Here is a 14,555-nt window from a genome sequence, read left to right on the forward strand (position 1 = left end):
CGAACGGCGTGCCGTACCACGATCCCCCCCCCCCCCACGGCGGAGGCGGACCACCTACTGGTCGTCCCGACGGTGTGAATGGACCCCCGGTCGTCCCGACGGTGTGAGCGGATCAACATCCGTTCCCCCGACGGTGTGGGCGGATCACCAGCCGTTCCCCCGACGGTGTGGGCGGATCACCAGCCGGTTGTCCCAGCGAGGGAAGCGGATCAACGTCCGTTCGTCCCGTCGATGTGACCACATCACCGTCCGGTCGTCCCGGCACGGCGAGGGATCAACGCCCGGTCACCCCGGCAGGGTGAACAGCAGCTCGTCGGTCTCCTCACCGCGGGCGCGCGAGAAGCCGTGGTCCTGGCCGGTGACGGTGAACCCGCACTTCTCCAGCACCCGGCGCGAACCGGTGTTGTCTGCCGCGGCCCGTGCGTGCAGCGGGCGTTCCGGGACGACGTCGAGCAGCGCCCGCAGCGCGGCCGTCGCGAGTCCGCGGCCCCAGTGCGCCCGGTCGATCCAGTAGGTGACCTCGCGTTCGTCCGGCGGCCCGTACGCCCCGGCGTTGCCGACCACCGCGTCGTCCACGACCACTGTCCGCATCACGACGGAGCCGTTGGCCAGGATCCGTCGCCAATGGTCGTCGAACGCGTGCCGGTCGGTGGGGTCCTCGCTGGTGAAGGCGGCTGTTCTGACCGACTCCGGGTCGGACATGAACGCGAAGAACAACGACAGATCACTCTCGCGCACCTCGCGCAGGGAAACCCGCATGATCAGAGCCTCCGGGTGGCGAGCGTCAGCCGGTCCCGCGCGTCGAACAGCGCGTCCTTCACCATCTGCTCGTGCGCGGGCGTGAGCCGGGCGACCGGAACGGAGCAGCTGATGGCATCGCGGGCAGGGGTGCGGTACGGGATGGCGACGCCGAAGCAGCGCAGCCCGAGGGTGTTCTCCTCGCGGTCCACCGCGTACCCCTGCTCGCGGATCAGGTGCAGCTCCTCGATGAGCTTTTCGCGGTCGGTGATGGTGTGCTCGGTCAGCGCGGGCAGCGTCTCGGGGAGCATCTTGCGGACCTGCTCGTCGCTGTGGGTGGCCAGCAGCGCCTTGCCGAGCGAGGTGGAGTGGGCGGGCAGCCGGCGGCCGACGCGGGTGAAGGGGCGCAGATAGTGCTGGGACTGCCGGGTGGCGAGGTACACCACGTTCGTTCCGTCGAGGCGGGCCAGGCGGATGGTCTCCGTCGTGTCCTCGGAGAGCCGGTCCAGGGTCGGGCGGGCGGCTGCGACGACCTCGTCACCGTCGATGTACGAGGTGCCGACCAGCAGGGCCCGTACGCCGATCCCGTACCGCGTGCCCGTCGCGTCGGTCTCCACCCAGCCCAGCTCCACCAGGGTGCGCAGCAGCATGTAGAGGCTGGACTTGGGATAGCCGACGGCCTCCTGCACTGCGGCGAGCGAGTGCATACCGGGCCGCCCGGCGAAGTATTCGAGGAGTTCCACCGTCCGCACCGCGGACTTGACCTGTGCTCCACCAGACTCGGCAACCGCCATCGCCCTGCGCCCCTTCCAGCCCACCTACGAGACCCTGCGACTTCTTGCCAACACTGAACGCCCGGAAATAGAGTCGCTTTATATTCACGATCAGGAACTCTGTTCAGAATACCGAACAACTCTGATGTGTGGCAGTGGAGCGGAAGGAATCACGGTGGCAGCAGCACCAGTCTGGAGCGTCGATCCCCGCACCGGGAACCCGCGTGAGCAGGTTGCGGTGGAGGCTACAGCGGAGGAGGTCGACCGCGCGGTCCGGGCCGCCCATGCGGTACGCGACTCGCTCGCCGACCGCACCGTACGCGCCGCGTTCCTGCGCACCGCGGCCGATCTGCTCACCGAGGCCGGGGAGCACGTCATCGAGGCCGCCGACGCGGAGACCGCACTCGGCCCGGCCCGGCTCACCGGCGAACTCGCCCGGACCGCAGCCCAGTTGCGGGCCTTCGCGGACGTCGTCGACGAGGGCGCCTTCCTCGACATCCACATCGACCACGAGGACGCCACCAGGATCCCGCCCTGGCCCGACCTGCGCCGCTACAAGATCCCGCTCGGGGTCGTCGCCGTGTACGCGGCCAGCAACTTCCCGCTCGCCTTCTCCGTCCCCGGCGGCGACACAGCGAGCGCACTGGCGGCCGGCTGCCCGGTCGTCGTCAAGGCACACCCCGACCACCCCGCCACCTCCGAACTGTGCGCCTCCGTACTGCGCCGGGCGGCGGCGCAGGTCGGCCTGCCCGAAGACGTGCTGATCCTGGTGCACGGCTTCGACGCGGGCATCGAACTGATCAAGCACCCGCTCGTCGCCGCTGCCGGCTTCACCGGCTCGGTACGCGGTGGCCGCGCCCTGTTCGACGCGGCGGGTGCCCGAGCCGTACCCATCCCCTTCCACGGCGAGCTTGGCTCCCTCAACCCCGTCGTCGTCACCGAGGCGGCCGCCGCCGAGCGCGGCGAGCAGATCGGCGCCGGGCTCGGGGGCTCGATGACCACGGGCGTGGGCCAGTTCTGCACCAAGCCCGGCTTCGTCCTGGCCCCGGCCGGCGAGACCGGCGACCGGCTGCTGAAGTCCCTGACCGACGCGGTCAGCGACACCGAGGCCGGAGTCATGCTCGACCACCGGATGCGCGACGCCTTCCTCGCGGGCATACGCGAACGGGCCGAACTCCCCGGCGTCGAGGCCCCGGTCACCCCCGGCGCGGGCGGCGACCACACCGTCGCGGCCGGCTTCCTGACCGTACCGGCGCACCTCCTCACCACCGAGGGCCCGCACGAAGCGCTCCTGGACGAGTGCTTCGGCCCCGTCACCGTCGTCGCCCGCTACGCCTCCGAGGACGAGATCACCGCCGTCCTCTCCCGGCTCCAAGGCAACCTCACCGCAACCCTCCAGACCGCCACGGACGGCGCCGACGCCAACGCCCCCCGACTCCTCGCCGCCCTCACCCCGCTGGCCGGCCGGGTCCTCGTCAACGGCTGGCCGACCGGCGTCGCCGTCGCCCCCGCGCAGCACCACGGCGGCCCCTACCCGGCCACCACCTCCACCTCCACCTCGGTCGGCGCCACCGCGATCGAACGCTGGCTGCGCCCCATCACCTACCAGACGACCCCCGAGGCCCTGCTCCCGCCGGAGCTCCGCGAGGACAACCCCCTGAACCTGCCCCGCCGAGTGGACGGCCACCGCGCATGACCCCGCACCTTCCCGAACTCCCCTTTGAACTGCGTCCGTTCGGTCCCGAGGCCGACTGGACGTACGAGAACGGCGTACTGACCGGCCGGGCGGGCGCCCGCCAGGACCGGTTCGTACCGCCGGGCGGCGACGCTCTCGACTCCGTGAGCGACGCACCCCGCCTCCTCGGCCCCGCACCCCGGGGCGACTTCCAACTGCTCGCCCGGGTGCGGGTCGGCTTCGCCGCTGCCTTCGACGCCGGAGTGCTCTACCTCCACGTCGGGGAACGGGAGTGGGCCAAGATCTGCCTGGAACTCTCCCCGCACCACCCCACCGTCTGCACGGTCGTCACCCGGGGCCACTCCGACGACGTCAACTCCTTCGTCGTGGACGGCGACAGCTGCTGGCTGCGCCTCAGCCGCACGGGCAACGCGTTCGCCTTCCACGCCTCGGCCGACGGCGAGAAGTGGACCTTCGTCCGCGTCTTCGCCCTCGGCGAGCCCGAGCAGGCGGCCGAGGCATCGGTCGGCTTCCTGGTCCAGTCCCCGACGGGCGAGGGCTGCGAGGCGATGTTCGACCGGATCGCTTTCCGTACGACGGGACTTGACGACCTGCGCGACGGCAGCTGAACCGTTCTGCACATACGTCGTACCGTCGAACGGATGAGCCCGAATACTCATCGGAACCGAGTACCGGCCCCCAACCCTCCGGCTGCCGCCGGAGGGTTGGATGAGCCGCATGAACACCACTCAGGCCCCCGCTGAGGCTTGCGCGGCCGACACCGAACGCACGGACCGCAACATCCCTGGATGCCTTTGATCTCAATGTCGAGGATGTCGATGTCCCGCATCTCTGGCAGTTCGTCGCCTCGGTCAAGTTCACGGCCGTGATGAACCTGTGGCTCATCGCACTGGCCGGGCTCGGATACATGCTGCACCTGCACTGGCTTGTGCGAGAACGATGAATGGGATACGCGTTCTTGCTCGTTCTCTCAGCCGTTCTTCTCCTTGAAGGGGCATGGGGCCCCGGACTGGAACCAGCCGGCACGGCGGGCCGCGATGCCGTCGCCACGGCAAAATCCGGGCGCACTCCAGAGCCATACTTCGGGATCGCCCCCGAGTGGGTGTGCGCTCACCCCATCGGCAAGGTGGAGGCGATCCCGGTCGACGGCGGCGAGTTCGTGCCCACCCGGCCGTATCTCAAGGTGGGCGACGCGGGTGGCACGGTCGTGCTGTGGGACGCGGGCAAGGAGCAGGCGCTCAAGGTGCCGATGAGCAAGCTCCGTATCGTCCCGGCGGACAAGCGCCCGGCGTCGTGCGGGTAGCGCCGGGCGGTCCTTCGTTCAGGCTCCGGCCGCGTACCGCACGAACTGTGTCCAGCCGGTGCGGGTGAGTGTCAGGTGAGGGAGGGACGTGTCCTTGGAGTCGCGGACGAGGATCGCCTGGTCGGAGGTGGCGACCTCGACGCACTCGCCACCGTCGCCGGCGCTGTAGGTGCTCTTGAACCAGTTGAGCCCATTGATCGTGGTGCGTTCGATGCTCATAGCTCTCCCAGCAACTCCTCGATCAGCGCCAGGGACTTGTGGGGACTGAGAGCCTGGCCGCGAACACTTCCGTATCGTGCGGCCAGGATACGTACCTCTTCTGCGTCGGTGATCAGTCGGTTCACGCTCTGGACCTCGACGTAACCAAGCTGCTGTCGGCCTTTGGGCGTGAGCAGGATGAACGGCCCCTCCAGTGCAGTGTGGTCTTCGCAGGCCATCGGGAGCACCTGGATTGTTGTGCTGCGTAGCCGCGAGAGGTGCTGCAAGTGCTTCAGCTGACCTTGGCGTACGTCGCGCCCGCCCACTGCCCTGCGGAGAACAGATTCGTCAATGACCGCGCTGACCATGGGAGACGGCCAGGTGGTGAGGATTTCCTGTCTTGCGAGCCGGGCCGTGATCCGCTGCTCGATCGTGGTTTCATCAAGCGGTGGCTGACGCGACATAAAAGTTGTCCTCGCGTACGCCTCCGTCTGCAGAAGGCCCGGAACGGTGAGCGTGCTGAAGAAGTTGATCTCGACGGCCTGGTGTTCCAACTTCGCGTAGTCCTTGAACCACGCCGGATGTTTCACCCGCGCCCGCGCTCTCGCCCGCGCCACGTCCTCCGTCGCCGTCCGGAGCAGCCCGCCCGCCTCCAGCAGGTCGTCCGCAGCGTCCAGGAACTCCGGCTGCGGTGTCCTGCGTCCTCGTTCCAGCGACCGGATCAGGTCCTCGCTGTACCCGAGGCGGTCGCCCACCTCCCGCTGGGTGAGGCCGGCCCGCTCCCGTAACAGCCGGACCTGGCGGCCGATCACGTGGAACAGGTCCGCGGCCTCCTCCGAGTCGTCGTTGTCACCGATCGCCCCGTCCAGCTCCATCTCTGCCCCGCTCCCGTTCCTGAGGGCCGGCCGTGCGCGTCGTACCACCGTTACGGCGGACGACCGGTACCGGTCGCCGTGCGTACCGGTACGTGCACGCTACGTACCGCTGTCGTTGCTGGTCAGCGTACGGTCACTTGGCCACGCTGAGTGGCGTGACGAGTGAATCCGTAGAGATCGAAATTCCGCAACCGGCAACTTCTGCACCACAGTTCACACAGCTGTTCAGCGCCACGCGCCGAGGCGCTCGCCTCGCCCGGTTGCTCGCTGTGGAGCAGTTGGTGGCATGGGGCTGGCCGCGTGACAGCGAGCGCATCGACGCGGCCGCGCTCGTTGTTGCCGAGCTGACGGCCAACGCGGTCCTGCACGGGCGGCTGGATGGGAGGGGATTCCGGCTCGGGCTTGCCCTCCTCCCGAGCGGACGGCTGCGGATCGAGGTCACGGACCCGCGCGGCGAACGCCGCCCCACCGCGTCCCCGGAAGCCGTTGAAGGAGGCCGGGGGCTGATCATCGTCGATGCCCTCGCCGTGCAGTGGGGCGTGGATACGTATCCGCCGTCCGCGAAGACGGTCTGGGCCGAGGTCTCCGCGACGCGCCCGGGCAGCCGATAGCGCAGCCGTCAGCGCAGCCGTTGGTCGGCGCCCGCTCCCGGCTCCTCCAGCGGCGGCTCCAGCGCCCCGGCGAGTCCTGCTCGCAAGGGCTGTCGCGCCATGGCGGGCGGCGGCCGGCAGGGTGCCGCTGCCGCAGGCCGGGGCGAGTACCCGGCCGGCGTCGGCGGAGAGGGCCGCGAGGGCACAGGGGTTGATACTGGTGGGCTCGCGTATTCAACTGTCGCCAGTCCTCCACTGGACAGAGGTGAACCTCACTCTCTGTAGCTACAGAACTTGATCGGGCGATGTCGGGTGATTGCCTGACAGGTGAGGGATGGGTCCGGTAGATGTGTGTGCGTGAATGACTCCACGCCCGAGGGTGGCGAGCCCACCTCCTTCGTCGAGAAAACGAAGAACCTGTGCGGGAAGCACAAGGGGAAGATCCTCGCCGCCGGCACCGCCCTGGGCGGCGTGGCCCTGGCCGTCGTTATCGTGGTCGCCAGGCAGGCCATGGAACAGAACGCCACCGAGGACACCGAGGACACCGAGGACACCGGGTCGGTCGCCGACCCTGCGGCCGAGGACGAGCGACGGAAAACCCCCGTCAAGCACCCGGTAGTCGGGCACACGAGGACCCTTGCTGACGGGCGCGTTGTTCCCGTTGCGGGCTACGAGCGGGGCGGCTCCTCGGATGACGACGATGAGGACGAGGACCCCGGCGAAGCCGCAGCATGAGCGCCTGGGGGAAGGGCACCGCAGCCTCTCAAGCGCGGCCAGGCCGGATCGAGGGGGCACAGGGCGGCGTAGCGGCAGGTCGCGAAGCTCCACAAGAAGGTTGCCCGTCAGCGTCAGGACACGGCCCGCAAGTGGGCGAAGAAGGTTGTCGCGAAGTCGACGATGGCACGCAAGGCTGCGGATGCTGCGATCGGTGCCACGAAGGCGGCCCTGGTGGAGATGGGCCGTAAGCACCGGCGGGATGTCCGTCTCGTGAACCCCAAGCACACCACGATGGATTGCGCGCAGTGCGGTGCGAGAGCCAAGCAGGCACTTCCGCTGTCGGAACGAACGTACACCTGCACCGCGTGCGGAGCCATGTCCCCGAGCGACAAGAACTCCGCACGCGTGATGCTGGTCCGGGCTGGTCTCAACCCGGCTGATGTTGAGGGCGTAAGCCCGCCTGGGGCGCTGCTCCGGGCGGCAGCCTGAGTCAGGAATCCCCTCCCTTCGGGGAGGGGAGGATGTCAAGCTCGCGTACTCGACGGAAGACGGAGGACACCACGAGGTCCGTACGCCCTGGAGGCGCACGGTGAACGGCCTCGCCCACCATTTTCGAATGCTCCTGGTTCAAGCCGGTGCGGTGCTGAAGACGTGCTCAGGGAATCAGCAGCTGACCCAGGTGAGCCCCGCCACGTAGATCGGGTTGCTGGCAGAAGCCCTGACCTCCCGGTACTGGGTCGAGTCCTTCGGGCCCACTCCCGGGGAGTGCACGTGCCCGCCGGACATCAGCTGGGCCGTCAGCCTCGGACACCTGCCGTCCGCCTTGTCATCCGTCACGTCGGCCCGCGCCCACGTCTTGTTGTCGCAGTACCGGATCCAGGCGTGCCCCTCGCTAAAGCTCGAATAGAACGCATCACCGCACACGGAGGCCGTGGAAGGCGCGCCTGCCGGTGCCGCTGTCGCCGAGCCGCTCAGTGCCGTAACCGCGAAGAGCACAGCGCCGGTCATCGAAGCCCACCTTTTTTGTCGCATGGAAATCAGTCCCTTCGTCAGATCGTCCGGTGGATTCACCGGCCCACCCAGCTTGCTGGCGTACAGTCGCAGGGACAGGCCCAATGGCCGGAACTCGCGGCCTTAAAGACCGGCGGCGCAGTCTTGACAGGCGCACAGTATGGTCCCGGCACGGCAGCCAGAATCGACCTGACCTTCGACTGCAAGGACGCCCACCCGCCGCACCGGTACCCCGGCCTCGTACTGGTGGGCTCTCGTATTCAGCTGTCGCTGGTTCCCCGAGGTACCCAGCCCGCTGGTGACCTTGCGTGATCTCCTGGGGCGTATCGGCTCCAGGTTCCGCCGGTCTCGTTGCGGAGGCGGCTGGTCGTCTTGTCGTGGTAGCCGAGCGCGTCCGCGACGAAGGGTGCGGGCAGTTCGAGGAGTTGCTGGCGGATGGCGGCGCCGCGGGCGGCGGCCCGCAGCCCGGGGAGGACGTGCCAGGACGCGAAGAGCCTGATCGTCTTGGCGTGTTCAGGGGCGTCGATGTCGGCAAGGTGACCGGGAAGCCGGCGCTGAAAACTGCGGGCAGGGCCGGAAGCTTCTGGACGAGCACACGGCCCTGGGCGGCGAGCTGGGCACGGGCTGGGATCTGCATGAGTGGCGGCACTCCGGCCTGACCCACCTCGGAAGTGCCGCATCAGGCAACGTTCGCCCCAGGACTTGGGGGAGGCGGTCCAGGCGGGTAATCCGGATAGAACAGAGCGAATCCTGAACCGGATCAACGCGCTCCTCGTGACTGCCGGGTCGGCCTTCTCTCTCACCAGGGGCCTGCTGCCGCCCGGCACCTGAGCGTACTTCTGCGAGATCGATAGCGGCGAGGGCAGGTGGCTCCCTGCGGCAGACTCGCGGTCACGCGCCGCCCGCGCCGGCACACTGGCGGCGCGTTAGCCGCTCTCGCAACACACGGTCCGCGTCGCCCTCGCTTCCCCCGAGAACTGGCGACAGTTGAATACGCGAGTCCACCTGTATCAACCCCGGCACCTATGGCCTGCCGACAGGCGACAGAAGCTCGCGTGTTCCGTGGTGATCCGGCGATTTTCGGCCTCGATGGTGTGGTGGTGGAACGTGAGGGCGATCCGGGGCTCGTGGGCCGCCACGGTTTTCAGCAGGGCGGCCTGCAACGCGGCCACGTGGCCCGTGTACCGCCCCCGGGGCCTGTTCGCCGATCGGCCGGGGCGGGGTGGCGACCGGGCTGGTCGGCTCGACCACCACGATGTGATATCAGGCAAACCAGGCCAACATCACCGACGGGCTACGGGAATTAATTGGCGCACGATGTTCCATCGCGGAATGCGGCCAACTACTAGATTGGCCGACGGCACCACGAGACCGACCATGACCTGCCCCGTTCCGTTCGCCAGTTGGAAATGTGAAAGTTGGTCACCATGCCTGGAATTTCCCATGAACACCGAGTCCAGGCAGAATAGTCGGTCCGCGCCACCGCGCCCAGCCGGGCCGAGAATGTCACGGACGGGCGCGCCGTTCGCAGTATTTCCTGACCTGATCCGGTTGTCCGGGTACACCCCAATGCGGCCGGCCGAGAGTATGAGGCACTTTCTGTGAAGGTTCGTGCGAGGCGGTCGAGCAGCCTGATCGCCGGGGGAATGGCAGCAGTGCTGCTGACGGGCTGCGGCGCCCAGGATGAGATCTGGCCCTTCGAGACCGAGGAAAGGATGGTCGTCGGCATGTCCGACGACATCCTTGCGACGGATCCGGCCGCAGGGTACGACCCGGGATCCTGGCTGCTGTTCAACAACGTCTTCCAGTCCTTATTGAGCTTCCCGCCCGGGGGTTCCACTCCTGTGCCGGAGGCCGCCAAGGAGTGCGGTTTCTCGGACGGCGGCAAGACTTACACCTGCACTCTGCGTGATGGGTTGAAGTTCAGCAACGGAAACAGCCTTACATCGGCGGACGTCAAATACTCCTTCGACCGGGCGATCGAAATCAACGACCCGGCGGGCCCGGCGCCGCTGCTCTCCACCATCGCGTCGATCAGTACCCCGGACGAGAAGATGGTCGTTTTCCGCCTCAAGGTGCCCGATGCGACATTTCCCAGCAAGATCGCATCGGGTGCCGGTTCCATCGTGGACCGTCATGTCTATCCCAAGGACCGTTTGCTGAAGAGGGGCAAAACAGTTGGTTCCGGTCCCTACGTGCTGGACTCCATCGACAAGTCGAAGGCCGACTTCTCGGTCCGCTCCGGCTACCACGGAACCGCCGAGGTGAAGAACTCCGGCGTGACGCTGGAACTCTTCCAAGGCAATCAGCAGCGCCTTGAATCGTCCCTGAAGAAGGGCGAGGTCGACATTGCGTACCGTGGCCTCACCGCCAAGGCGATAGCCGCCCTGGACACCACGCCCACCGCGGAGAAGGACGGCCTCGAGGTCGTCCAGGGGAGCAGCGCCGAAGTCCAGCACATGGTCTTCAACGTGGCCGACCCCGTGGTCGGCAAGCTCGCCGTGCGCAAGGCAATCGCCTATCTCGTCGACCGCTACTCCCTGATCAGCGAGGTCTACCAGTCCACGGCGGCACCGCTGTACTCGGTCGTCCCGGTAGGGATCACCGGCCACGGCACCTCCTTCTTCGACACCTACGGCGACAGCCCGCAGCCGCACAAGGCGAGAAAGGCCCTGCGGGACTCCGGTATCACCGACAAGGTGAAACTCACGCTCTGGTCCACCCCGAGCCGTTACGGACCCGCTACCGACGACGAACTGCGGGCCATAGCCGATCAGTTGAACCGGAGCGGACTCTTTGACGCCAGGATGAAGTCGGTCCCCTTCGATCAGTACGAGAAGGACATCGCCGACGGCAAGTACGGCGTCTATGTCAAGGGCTGGGTGCCGGACTACCCCGACCCCGACAACTTCACCCAGCCGTTCTTCGGCAAGGGCAATGTCCTGTCGAACAATTACGAGAGCAGCGAGATAACCGGCCGGATCATCCCGCAGACCTCGTCCATGACGGACCGCGCGGACACCCGGCAGAAGTTCATCAAGCTGCAGGACATCGTGGCGCGCGAGCTGCCGCTCCTGCCGCTCTGGCAGGGCAAGCAGTACGCGGTCGCCCACGAGAACGTCCGGGGCCTGCAGAACTGCCTGGATACGTCGACCGTCTTCCGGTTCTGGGAACTCAGCACCGCGTATTAGAGGGTGCACTTGTTGGGGTGCCCGGGGCGGGTTCGGGCGTCGGGCGGCGGAGGGGCAGGACATGCGACGTGTGGTGCGGGGCTTCTGGGGGCACCGGAAGGAGTCGGCCGAGGCGCTGACCCGGCGATGGAAGCTCACCCTGGACCAGCTTGCCGAGATCCTTCCGGTGGGCGGCTCGGGAGCGGTGTCGACGTGGCGGCGGATCCACGCCGATGGACCGGGCCGCGCTGTGACCGTCCGGACCGGCGGGGCGAACGGCCCCGCGCAACCGGGGAATCAGGGCGTCCGGTCCTGCGTTGTGCAGGGGAGCGGAGGGTGGCTCCGCGCCGCCTGAGCTGTACATACGAGAACACGGAGAGAAGAAGAGACATGCGCGTCGAGATCTGGAGCGACATCGCCTGCCCCTGGTGCTACATCGGGAAGGCCCGCTTCGAGAAGGGCCTGGCGGGGTTCGCCCACCGCGACGAGGTCGAGGTCGTGCACCGGTCCTTCGAGCTCGACCCCACGCACGCCAAGGGCGACACCGTGCAGGTGATCGACATGCTGGCGCAGAAGTACGGGCGCACCCGCGAAGAGGCGAAGGCCATGGAGGCGAATGTCGCGGCCAACGCGCAGGCCGAGGGGCTCGGCTACCTCACCGAGGGCCGCGACCACGGCAACACCTTCGACACCCACCGGCTGCTCCACCTGGCCAAGGCCCGAGGCCGCCAGGACGAGCTGCTGGGCCTCGCCTACCGGGCGAACTTCGCCGAGGAGCGTTCCGTCTTCGACGGTGACGTGCTGGTCGAGCTGGCCGTCGACGCCGGGCTCGACGCCGACGAGGCGCGCGCCGTCCTCGCCGACCCGGAGGCGTACGCCGCCGAGGTGCGGGCCGATGAGCGTGAGGCGTCCGAGCTGGGGGCCAACGCGGTGCCGTTCTTCGTATTCGACCGGCGGTACGGGATCTCCGGCGGCCAGCCGGCCGAGGTCTTCGCCCAGGCACTCGAACAGGCGTGGAAGGACCGGCCGCTGACCGCGATCGGCGGGGACGCCGCGGCTTGCGACGCCGACGGTGCGTGCGAGGTCCCGCCGACCGGCAGTAACGCCTGACGCCCCGCTCCCAGCCGGGTACAAAAGCGTTGCTCGGGTTCACCCCTCAAGACCGGTCGGTCCAACTCTTGGTAATTGACGATGAGTCAAGGGGGCTTCAGGCTGGGCTCATGGAGACTACTTCGCTCAGCCGAGCGGTGGACGGCGAGTTCGCGCCGGAGACCACCTACCTCAACACCTCCACCTGTGGGCTGCTGCCCCGGCGCACGGTGGACGCGGTGAAAGCGCTGGCCGAGGCGATCGCCACGGGCCGCAGGGCCGGCTCCGGCGACTTCGAGGCGGTGGACGCGGCCCGGGCCGGCTTCGCCCGCCTCGCCGGTGTCGACGCCGACCGGGTTGCCACCGGCAGCTCGGTCTCCGTGCACGTCGGGCTGATCGCGGCGTCGCTGCCGGCGGGGGCCGAAATCCTGGCGCCCGAGGGGGAGTTCAGCTCCGTCGTCAGTCCGTTCGCGGTCCGTGGCGATCTCAAGGTGCGCTATGTCCCGCTGGACGGGCTGGCCGATGCGGTACGGCCCGGTACCGCGCTCGTTGCCTTCTCCTCCGTGCAGTCGGCCGACGGCCGGATCGCCGATCTGGACGCGGTACGCGCGGCGGCAGCCGCCCACGGGGCCCGGACGTTGCTCGACGCCACCCAGTCGGCGGGCTGGCTGCCGCTGGACGCCGGGGCATACGACTACACCGTCACCGGCGGCTTCAAATTCCTGCTCTGCCCGCGGGGTGCGTCGTTCCTCACCGTCACCGAGGAGGCGCAGCGCACCCTGCCGACCGTCTTCGCCGCGTGGGTCGCCGCCGATGACCCCTGGAACAGTACGTACGGCCCGGTCGGGCGGCTCTCCCCGACCGCGCGTCGCTACGACGAACCGCCGGCGTTCCTCTCGTACCACGGCGCCGAGCACTCCCTCGCGCTGCTGGGCGAGGTCTGCATCGACGCCGTCCACGCCCACGCCACCGGGCTCGCGGCCCGCATGCGGGCCGGGCTGGCCGGGCTGGGGCACGAGGCGGTGCCGGGGGAGTCGGCGATCGTGGCCGTGCCCGGACTCGGCGGGCGGGAGCCGGAGCTGGCGCGGGCCGGGGTGATGGTCTCGAACCGGGCGGGGAGTCTGCGCGCGGCCTTCCATCTGTACAACACGGAGGCCGATGTGGACCGGGCCCTGGACGTGCTCTCCGGTTGAACCCACCCGGACTCCGGGGGAGCAGCGGCGCTCGGGACAGTCCTCGGTCTCATGCTGTTCAGCACCGATTCCGGCGGTGTCCAGGAAGGGTGGCCCGCGCGGCCTCCTGCTAATCCCGGCCCGGCTCGTCCAGCGGCGCACTGTGCCACTTCCACAAGGTGACCCGCGGATGGCCGGGCAACTCGGCGCGGCCGGTCGACCAGAGCAGGACGGCCCATCGGTCGGCGTCCTTGGGGGCGTCCGGGAACAGCCGGGCCAGTACCCGGTCGCAGAGTTCGGCGGGCGGAGCCCAGGGGACATCCAGGCTCGCGGCGAGGTCATGCACGTGCACCAGGGTCTCCACGATGCCCATGGCGGCGAAGCCCTCCGGGTCGGACACCCCGTAGGAGTGGTACGAGCGGACCTCGGGCGAGACCGTCCGTACCATCGCCGCGAGCAGCGCGCCGCTCGCCTCCAGCGTCTGGAGCAGTCCGGCGGGTCCGGCCGCCCGGTCCGCGAAGATCGCGTTCAACGGGCCGCCCTCGCGACCGGCGCCCCAGCGGTACGGGACGTAGGCGTCCAGCGGCGGCTGCTGCGGGCCCAGTTGGGCCGCGTAGGAGAAGAGATCGTCGCTCAGGTGCTCCGCGGTCTCCCAGCAGTTCCACTCCAGCGACCCGGCCGGGACCAGCCAGTTGTCCACCGGGGACCTCCGGAGCGCGGCGACCGCGAGACGGACCGCGGTGGTCACGTCGTCCGCCGTGACCGGGAGCCGGGTCCCGGTCAGTGCGGCCCGTTCCGCCGCACTGCACTCGACACAGAACTCATTGCCCTCCGGATCGGCGAGCGTCGCCCAGCCCCGCCCGTTCGGCTTGCGGTGGTCGGCCACGAGGGTGGCACCCAGGGCGAGCAGCCGCTCGACCTCCTCGTCCCGGGTGCGGCCCTGCGGCTGAATGTCCAGGTGCAGACGGTTCTTGGTGCTCTTCGGCTCCGGCACCGAGATGAACAGCAGCGCGGCACCGGGAGCCTCGACGAGTGCCTCGGGATCGCCGGGCGCGTCTTCGTCGCAGAGCGGGGCGCCGAGCACCCCGGACCAGAAACCGGCGAGCTCGTAGGCGTCGGCGCAGTCGATCGTGATGTGACGTACGAGTGAAGTCATGGGCCCCACTGTCGCCGCTCACGGCCGCCGCGGTCCACCAACTTTGGAGAGGGGGCCGGGCGATGTC

The 14,555-nt window shown here is 68.9% G+C and carries 16 protein-coding genes and 1 pseudogene; 10 read left to right on the top strand and 7 right to left on the bottom strand.

The annotated features are described in order from the left end of the window. Nucleotides 1–285 precede the first annotated feature (285 nt). Together ABTZ94_RS07840 and ABTZ94_RS07845 are read right to left on the bottom strand one after the other, a co-directional pair. On the bottom strand, nt 286–759 hold the full coding sequence (locus ABTZ94_RS07840; protein ID WP_351198599.1) for a GNAT family N-acetyltransferase: 474 nt from the start codon (nt 757–759) through the stop codon (nt 286–288). 2 nt (nt 760–761) lie between these two features. Then, on the bottom strand, nt 762–1,532 hold the full coding sequence (locus ABTZ94_RS07845) for an IclR family transcriptional regulator (protein ID WP_351198601.1): 771 nt from the start codon (nt 1,530–1,532) through the stop codon (nt 762–764). A gap of 154 nt (nt 1,533–1,686) precedes the next feature. Between ABTZ94_RS07845 and ABTZ94_RS07850 the strand changes: the two genes are divergently transcribed. From ABTZ94_RS07850 to ABTZ94_RS07860, 3 genes are all read left to right on the top strand, one after another. Further along, on the top strand, nt 1,687–3,207 hold the full coding sequence (locus ABTZ94_RS07850; RefSeq protein ID WP_351198603.1) for an aldehyde dehydrogenase (NADP(+)): 1,521 nt from the start codon (nt 1,687–1,689) through the stop codon (nt 3,205–3,207). Next, on the top strand, nt 3,204–3,815 hold the full coding sequence (locus ABTZ94_RS07855) for a DUF1349 domain-containing protein (protein ID WP_351198605.1): 612 nt from the start codon (nt 3,204–3,206) through the stop codon (nt 3,813–3,815). The genes ABTZ94_RS07850 and ABTZ94_RS07855 overlap by 4 nt, the downstream gene beginning before the upstream one ends. Nucleotides 3,816–4,309: 494 nt before the next feature. Further along, nucleotides 4,310–4,510, top strand: a complete 201-nt coding sequence (locus tag ABTZ94_RS07860; protein ID WP_351198607.1) for a hypothetical protein — start codon at nt 4,310–4,312, stop codon at nt 4,508–4,510. 18 nt (nt 4,511–4,528) lie between these two features. Here ABTZ94_RS07860 and ABTZ94_RS07865 read toward each other — a convergent pair whose 3' ends face one another. Further along, complete coding sequence (locus ABTZ94_RS07865) at nt 4,529–4,729, bottom strand: DUF397 domain-containing protein (RefSeq protein ID WP_351198609.1); 201 nt, start codon at nt 4,727–4,729, stop codon at nt 4,529–4,531. Then, complete coding sequence (locus ABTZ94_RS07870) at nt 4,726–5,583, bottom strand: helix-turn-helix domain-containing protein (protein ID WP_351198611.1); 858 nt, start codon at nt 5,581–5,583, stop codon at nt 4,726–4,728. The genes ABTZ94_RS07865 and ABTZ94_RS07870 overlap by 4 nt, the downstream gene beginning before the upstream one ends. A gap of 155 nt (nt 5,584–5,738) precedes the next feature. Between ABTZ94_RS07870 and ABTZ94_RS07875 the strand changes: the two genes are divergently transcribed. From ABTZ94_RS07875 to ABTZ94_RS07885, 3 genes and pseudogenes are all read left to right on the top strand, one after another. Beyond that, nucleotides 5,739–6,194 (top strand): ATP-binding protein, encoded by a 456-nt coding sequence (locus ABTZ94_RS07875; RefSeq protein WP_351198613.1) that lies wholly within the window; start codon nt 5,739–5,741, stop codon nt 6,192–6,194. A 336-nt stretch (nt 6,195–6,530) separates the two neighbouring features. Next, nucleotides 6,531–6,908, top strand: a complete 378-nt coding sequence (locus tag ABTZ94_RS07880) for a hypothetical protein (RefSeq protein ID WP_351198615.1) — start codon at nt 6,531–6,533, stop codon at nt 6,906–6,908. A gap of 30 nt (nt 6,909–6,938) precedes the next feature. Continuing rightward, a pseudogene (locus ABTZ94_RS07885) lies at nt 6,939–7,379 on the top strand (zinc ribbon domain-containing protein); the annotation flags it as partial. Between the two features lie 174 nt (nt 7,380–7,553). On the opposite strand, the gene ABTZ94_RS07890 reads toward ABTZ94_RS07885, so the two are convergent. Together ABTZ94_RS07890 and ABTZ94_RS07900 are read right to left on the bottom strand one after the other, a co-directional pair. Next, nucleotides 7,554–7,898, bottom strand: coding sequence for a hypothetical protein (locus ABTZ94_RS07890; RefSeq protein WP_351198617.1), 345 nt, complete (start codon nt 7,896–7,898; stop codon nt 7,554–7,556). 1,013 nt (nt 7,899–8,911) lie between these two features. Then, a complete protein-coding gene (locus tag ABTZ94_RS07900) occupies nt 8,912–9,073 on the bottom strand; it encodes a hypothetical protein (RefSeq protein WP_351198619.1) in 162 nt (53 codons plus the stop codon). Nucleotides 9,074–9,502: 429 nt separating this feature from the next. Here ABTZ94_RS07900 and ABTZ94_RS07905 point away from each other — a divergent pair, with 429 nt between their 5' ends. The 4 genes from ABTZ94_RS07905 (at nt 9,503) to ABTZ94_RS07920 (ending at nt 13,353) form a co-directional block, all read left to right on the top strand. Beyond that, nucleotides 9,503–11,092, top strand: coding sequence for an ABC transporter substrate-binding protein (locus ABTZ94_RS07905; RefSeq protein WP_502967204.1), 1,590 nt, complete (start codon nt 9,503–9,505; stop codon nt 11,090–11,092). Nucleotides 11,093–11,153: 61 nt separating this feature from the next. Continuing rightward, complete coding sequence (locus tag ABTZ94_RS07910) at nt 11,154–11,426, top strand: hypothetical protein (protein WP_351198623.1); 273 nt, start codon at nt 11,154–11,156, stop codon at nt 11,424–11,426. A gap of 35 nt (nt 11,427–11,461) precedes the next feature. After that, entirely contained in the window at nt 11,462–12,181 is a 720-nt protein-coding gene (locus ABTZ94_RS07915; protein WP_351198624.1) for a DsbA family oxidoreductase, read from the top strand. 110 nt (nt 12,182–12,291) lie between these two features. Next, a complete protein-coding gene (locus ABTZ94_RS07920) occupies nt 12,292–13,353 on the top strand; it encodes an aminotransferase class V-fold PLP-dependent enzyme (RefSeq protein ID WP_351198626.1) in 1,062 nt (353 codons plus the stop codon). A 109-nt stretch (nt 13,354–13,462) separates the two neighbouring features. Here ABTZ94_RS07920 and ABTZ94_RS07925 read toward each other — a convergent pair whose 3' ends face one another. Further along, nucleotides 13,463–14,488, bottom strand: coding sequence for a VOC family protein (locus tag ABTZ94_RS07925; RefSeq protein WP_351198628.1), 1,026 nt, complete (start codon nt 14,486–14,488; stop codon nt 13,463–13,465). Between the last annotated feature and the right edge of the window lie 67 nt (nt 14,489–14,555).

The sequence above is a fragment of the Streptomyces sp. NPDC002785 genome (genome assembly GCF_040295565.1).
Taxonomy (GTDB): domain Bacteria; phylum Actinomycetota; class Actinomycetes; order Streptomycetales; family Streptomycetaceae; genus Streptomyces.

What these genes read in the sequence shown, in the direction of transcription:
- ABTZ94_RS07855 (WP_351198605.1), top strand. Translation starts at nt 3,204, where the DNA reads ATGACCCCGCACCTTCCCGAACTCCCCTTTGAACTGCGTCCGTTCGGT.
- ABTZ94_RS07925 (WP_351198628.1), bottom strand. Translation starts at nt 14,488, where the DNA reads ATGACTTCACTCGTACGTCACATCACGATCGACTGCGCCGACGCCTAC.
- ABTZ94_RS07890 (WP_351198617.1), bottom strand. Translation starts at nt 7,898, where the DNA reads ATGACCGGCGCTGTGCTCTTCGCGGTTACGGCACTGAGCGGCTCGGCG.
- ABTZ94_RS07920 (WP_351198626.1), top strand. Translation starts at nt 12,292, where the DNA reads ATGGAGACTACTTCGCTCAGCCGAGCGGTGGACGGCGAGTTCGCGCCG.
- ABTZ94_RS07840 (WP_351198599.1), bottom strand. Translation starts at nt 759, where the DNA reads ATGCGGGTTTCCCTGCGCGAGGTGCGCGAGAGTGATCTGTCGTTGTTC.
- ABTZ94_RS07845 (WP_351198601.1), bottom strand. Translation starts at nt 1,532, where the DNA reads ATGGCGGTTGCCGAGTCTGGTGGAGCACAGGTCAAGTCCGCGGTGCGG.
- ABTZ94_RS07865 (WP_351198609.1), bottom strand. Translation starts at nt 4,729, where the DNA reads ATGAGCATCGAACGCACCACGATCAATGGGCTCAACTGGTTCAAGAGC.
- ABTZ94_RS07910 (WP_351198623.1), top strand. Translation starts at nt 11,154, where the DNA reads ATGCGACGTGTGGTGCGGGGCTTCTGGGGGCACCGGAAGGAGTCGGCC.
- ABTZ94_RS07870 (WP_351198611.1), bottom strand. Translation starts at nt 5,583, where the DNA reads ATGGAGCTGGACGGGGCGATCGGTGACAACGACGACTCGGAGGAGGCC.
- ABTZ94_RS07915 (WP_351198624.1), top strand. Translation starts at nt 11,462, where the DNA reads ATGCGCGTCGAGATCTGGAGCGACATCGCCTGCCCCTGGTGCTACATC.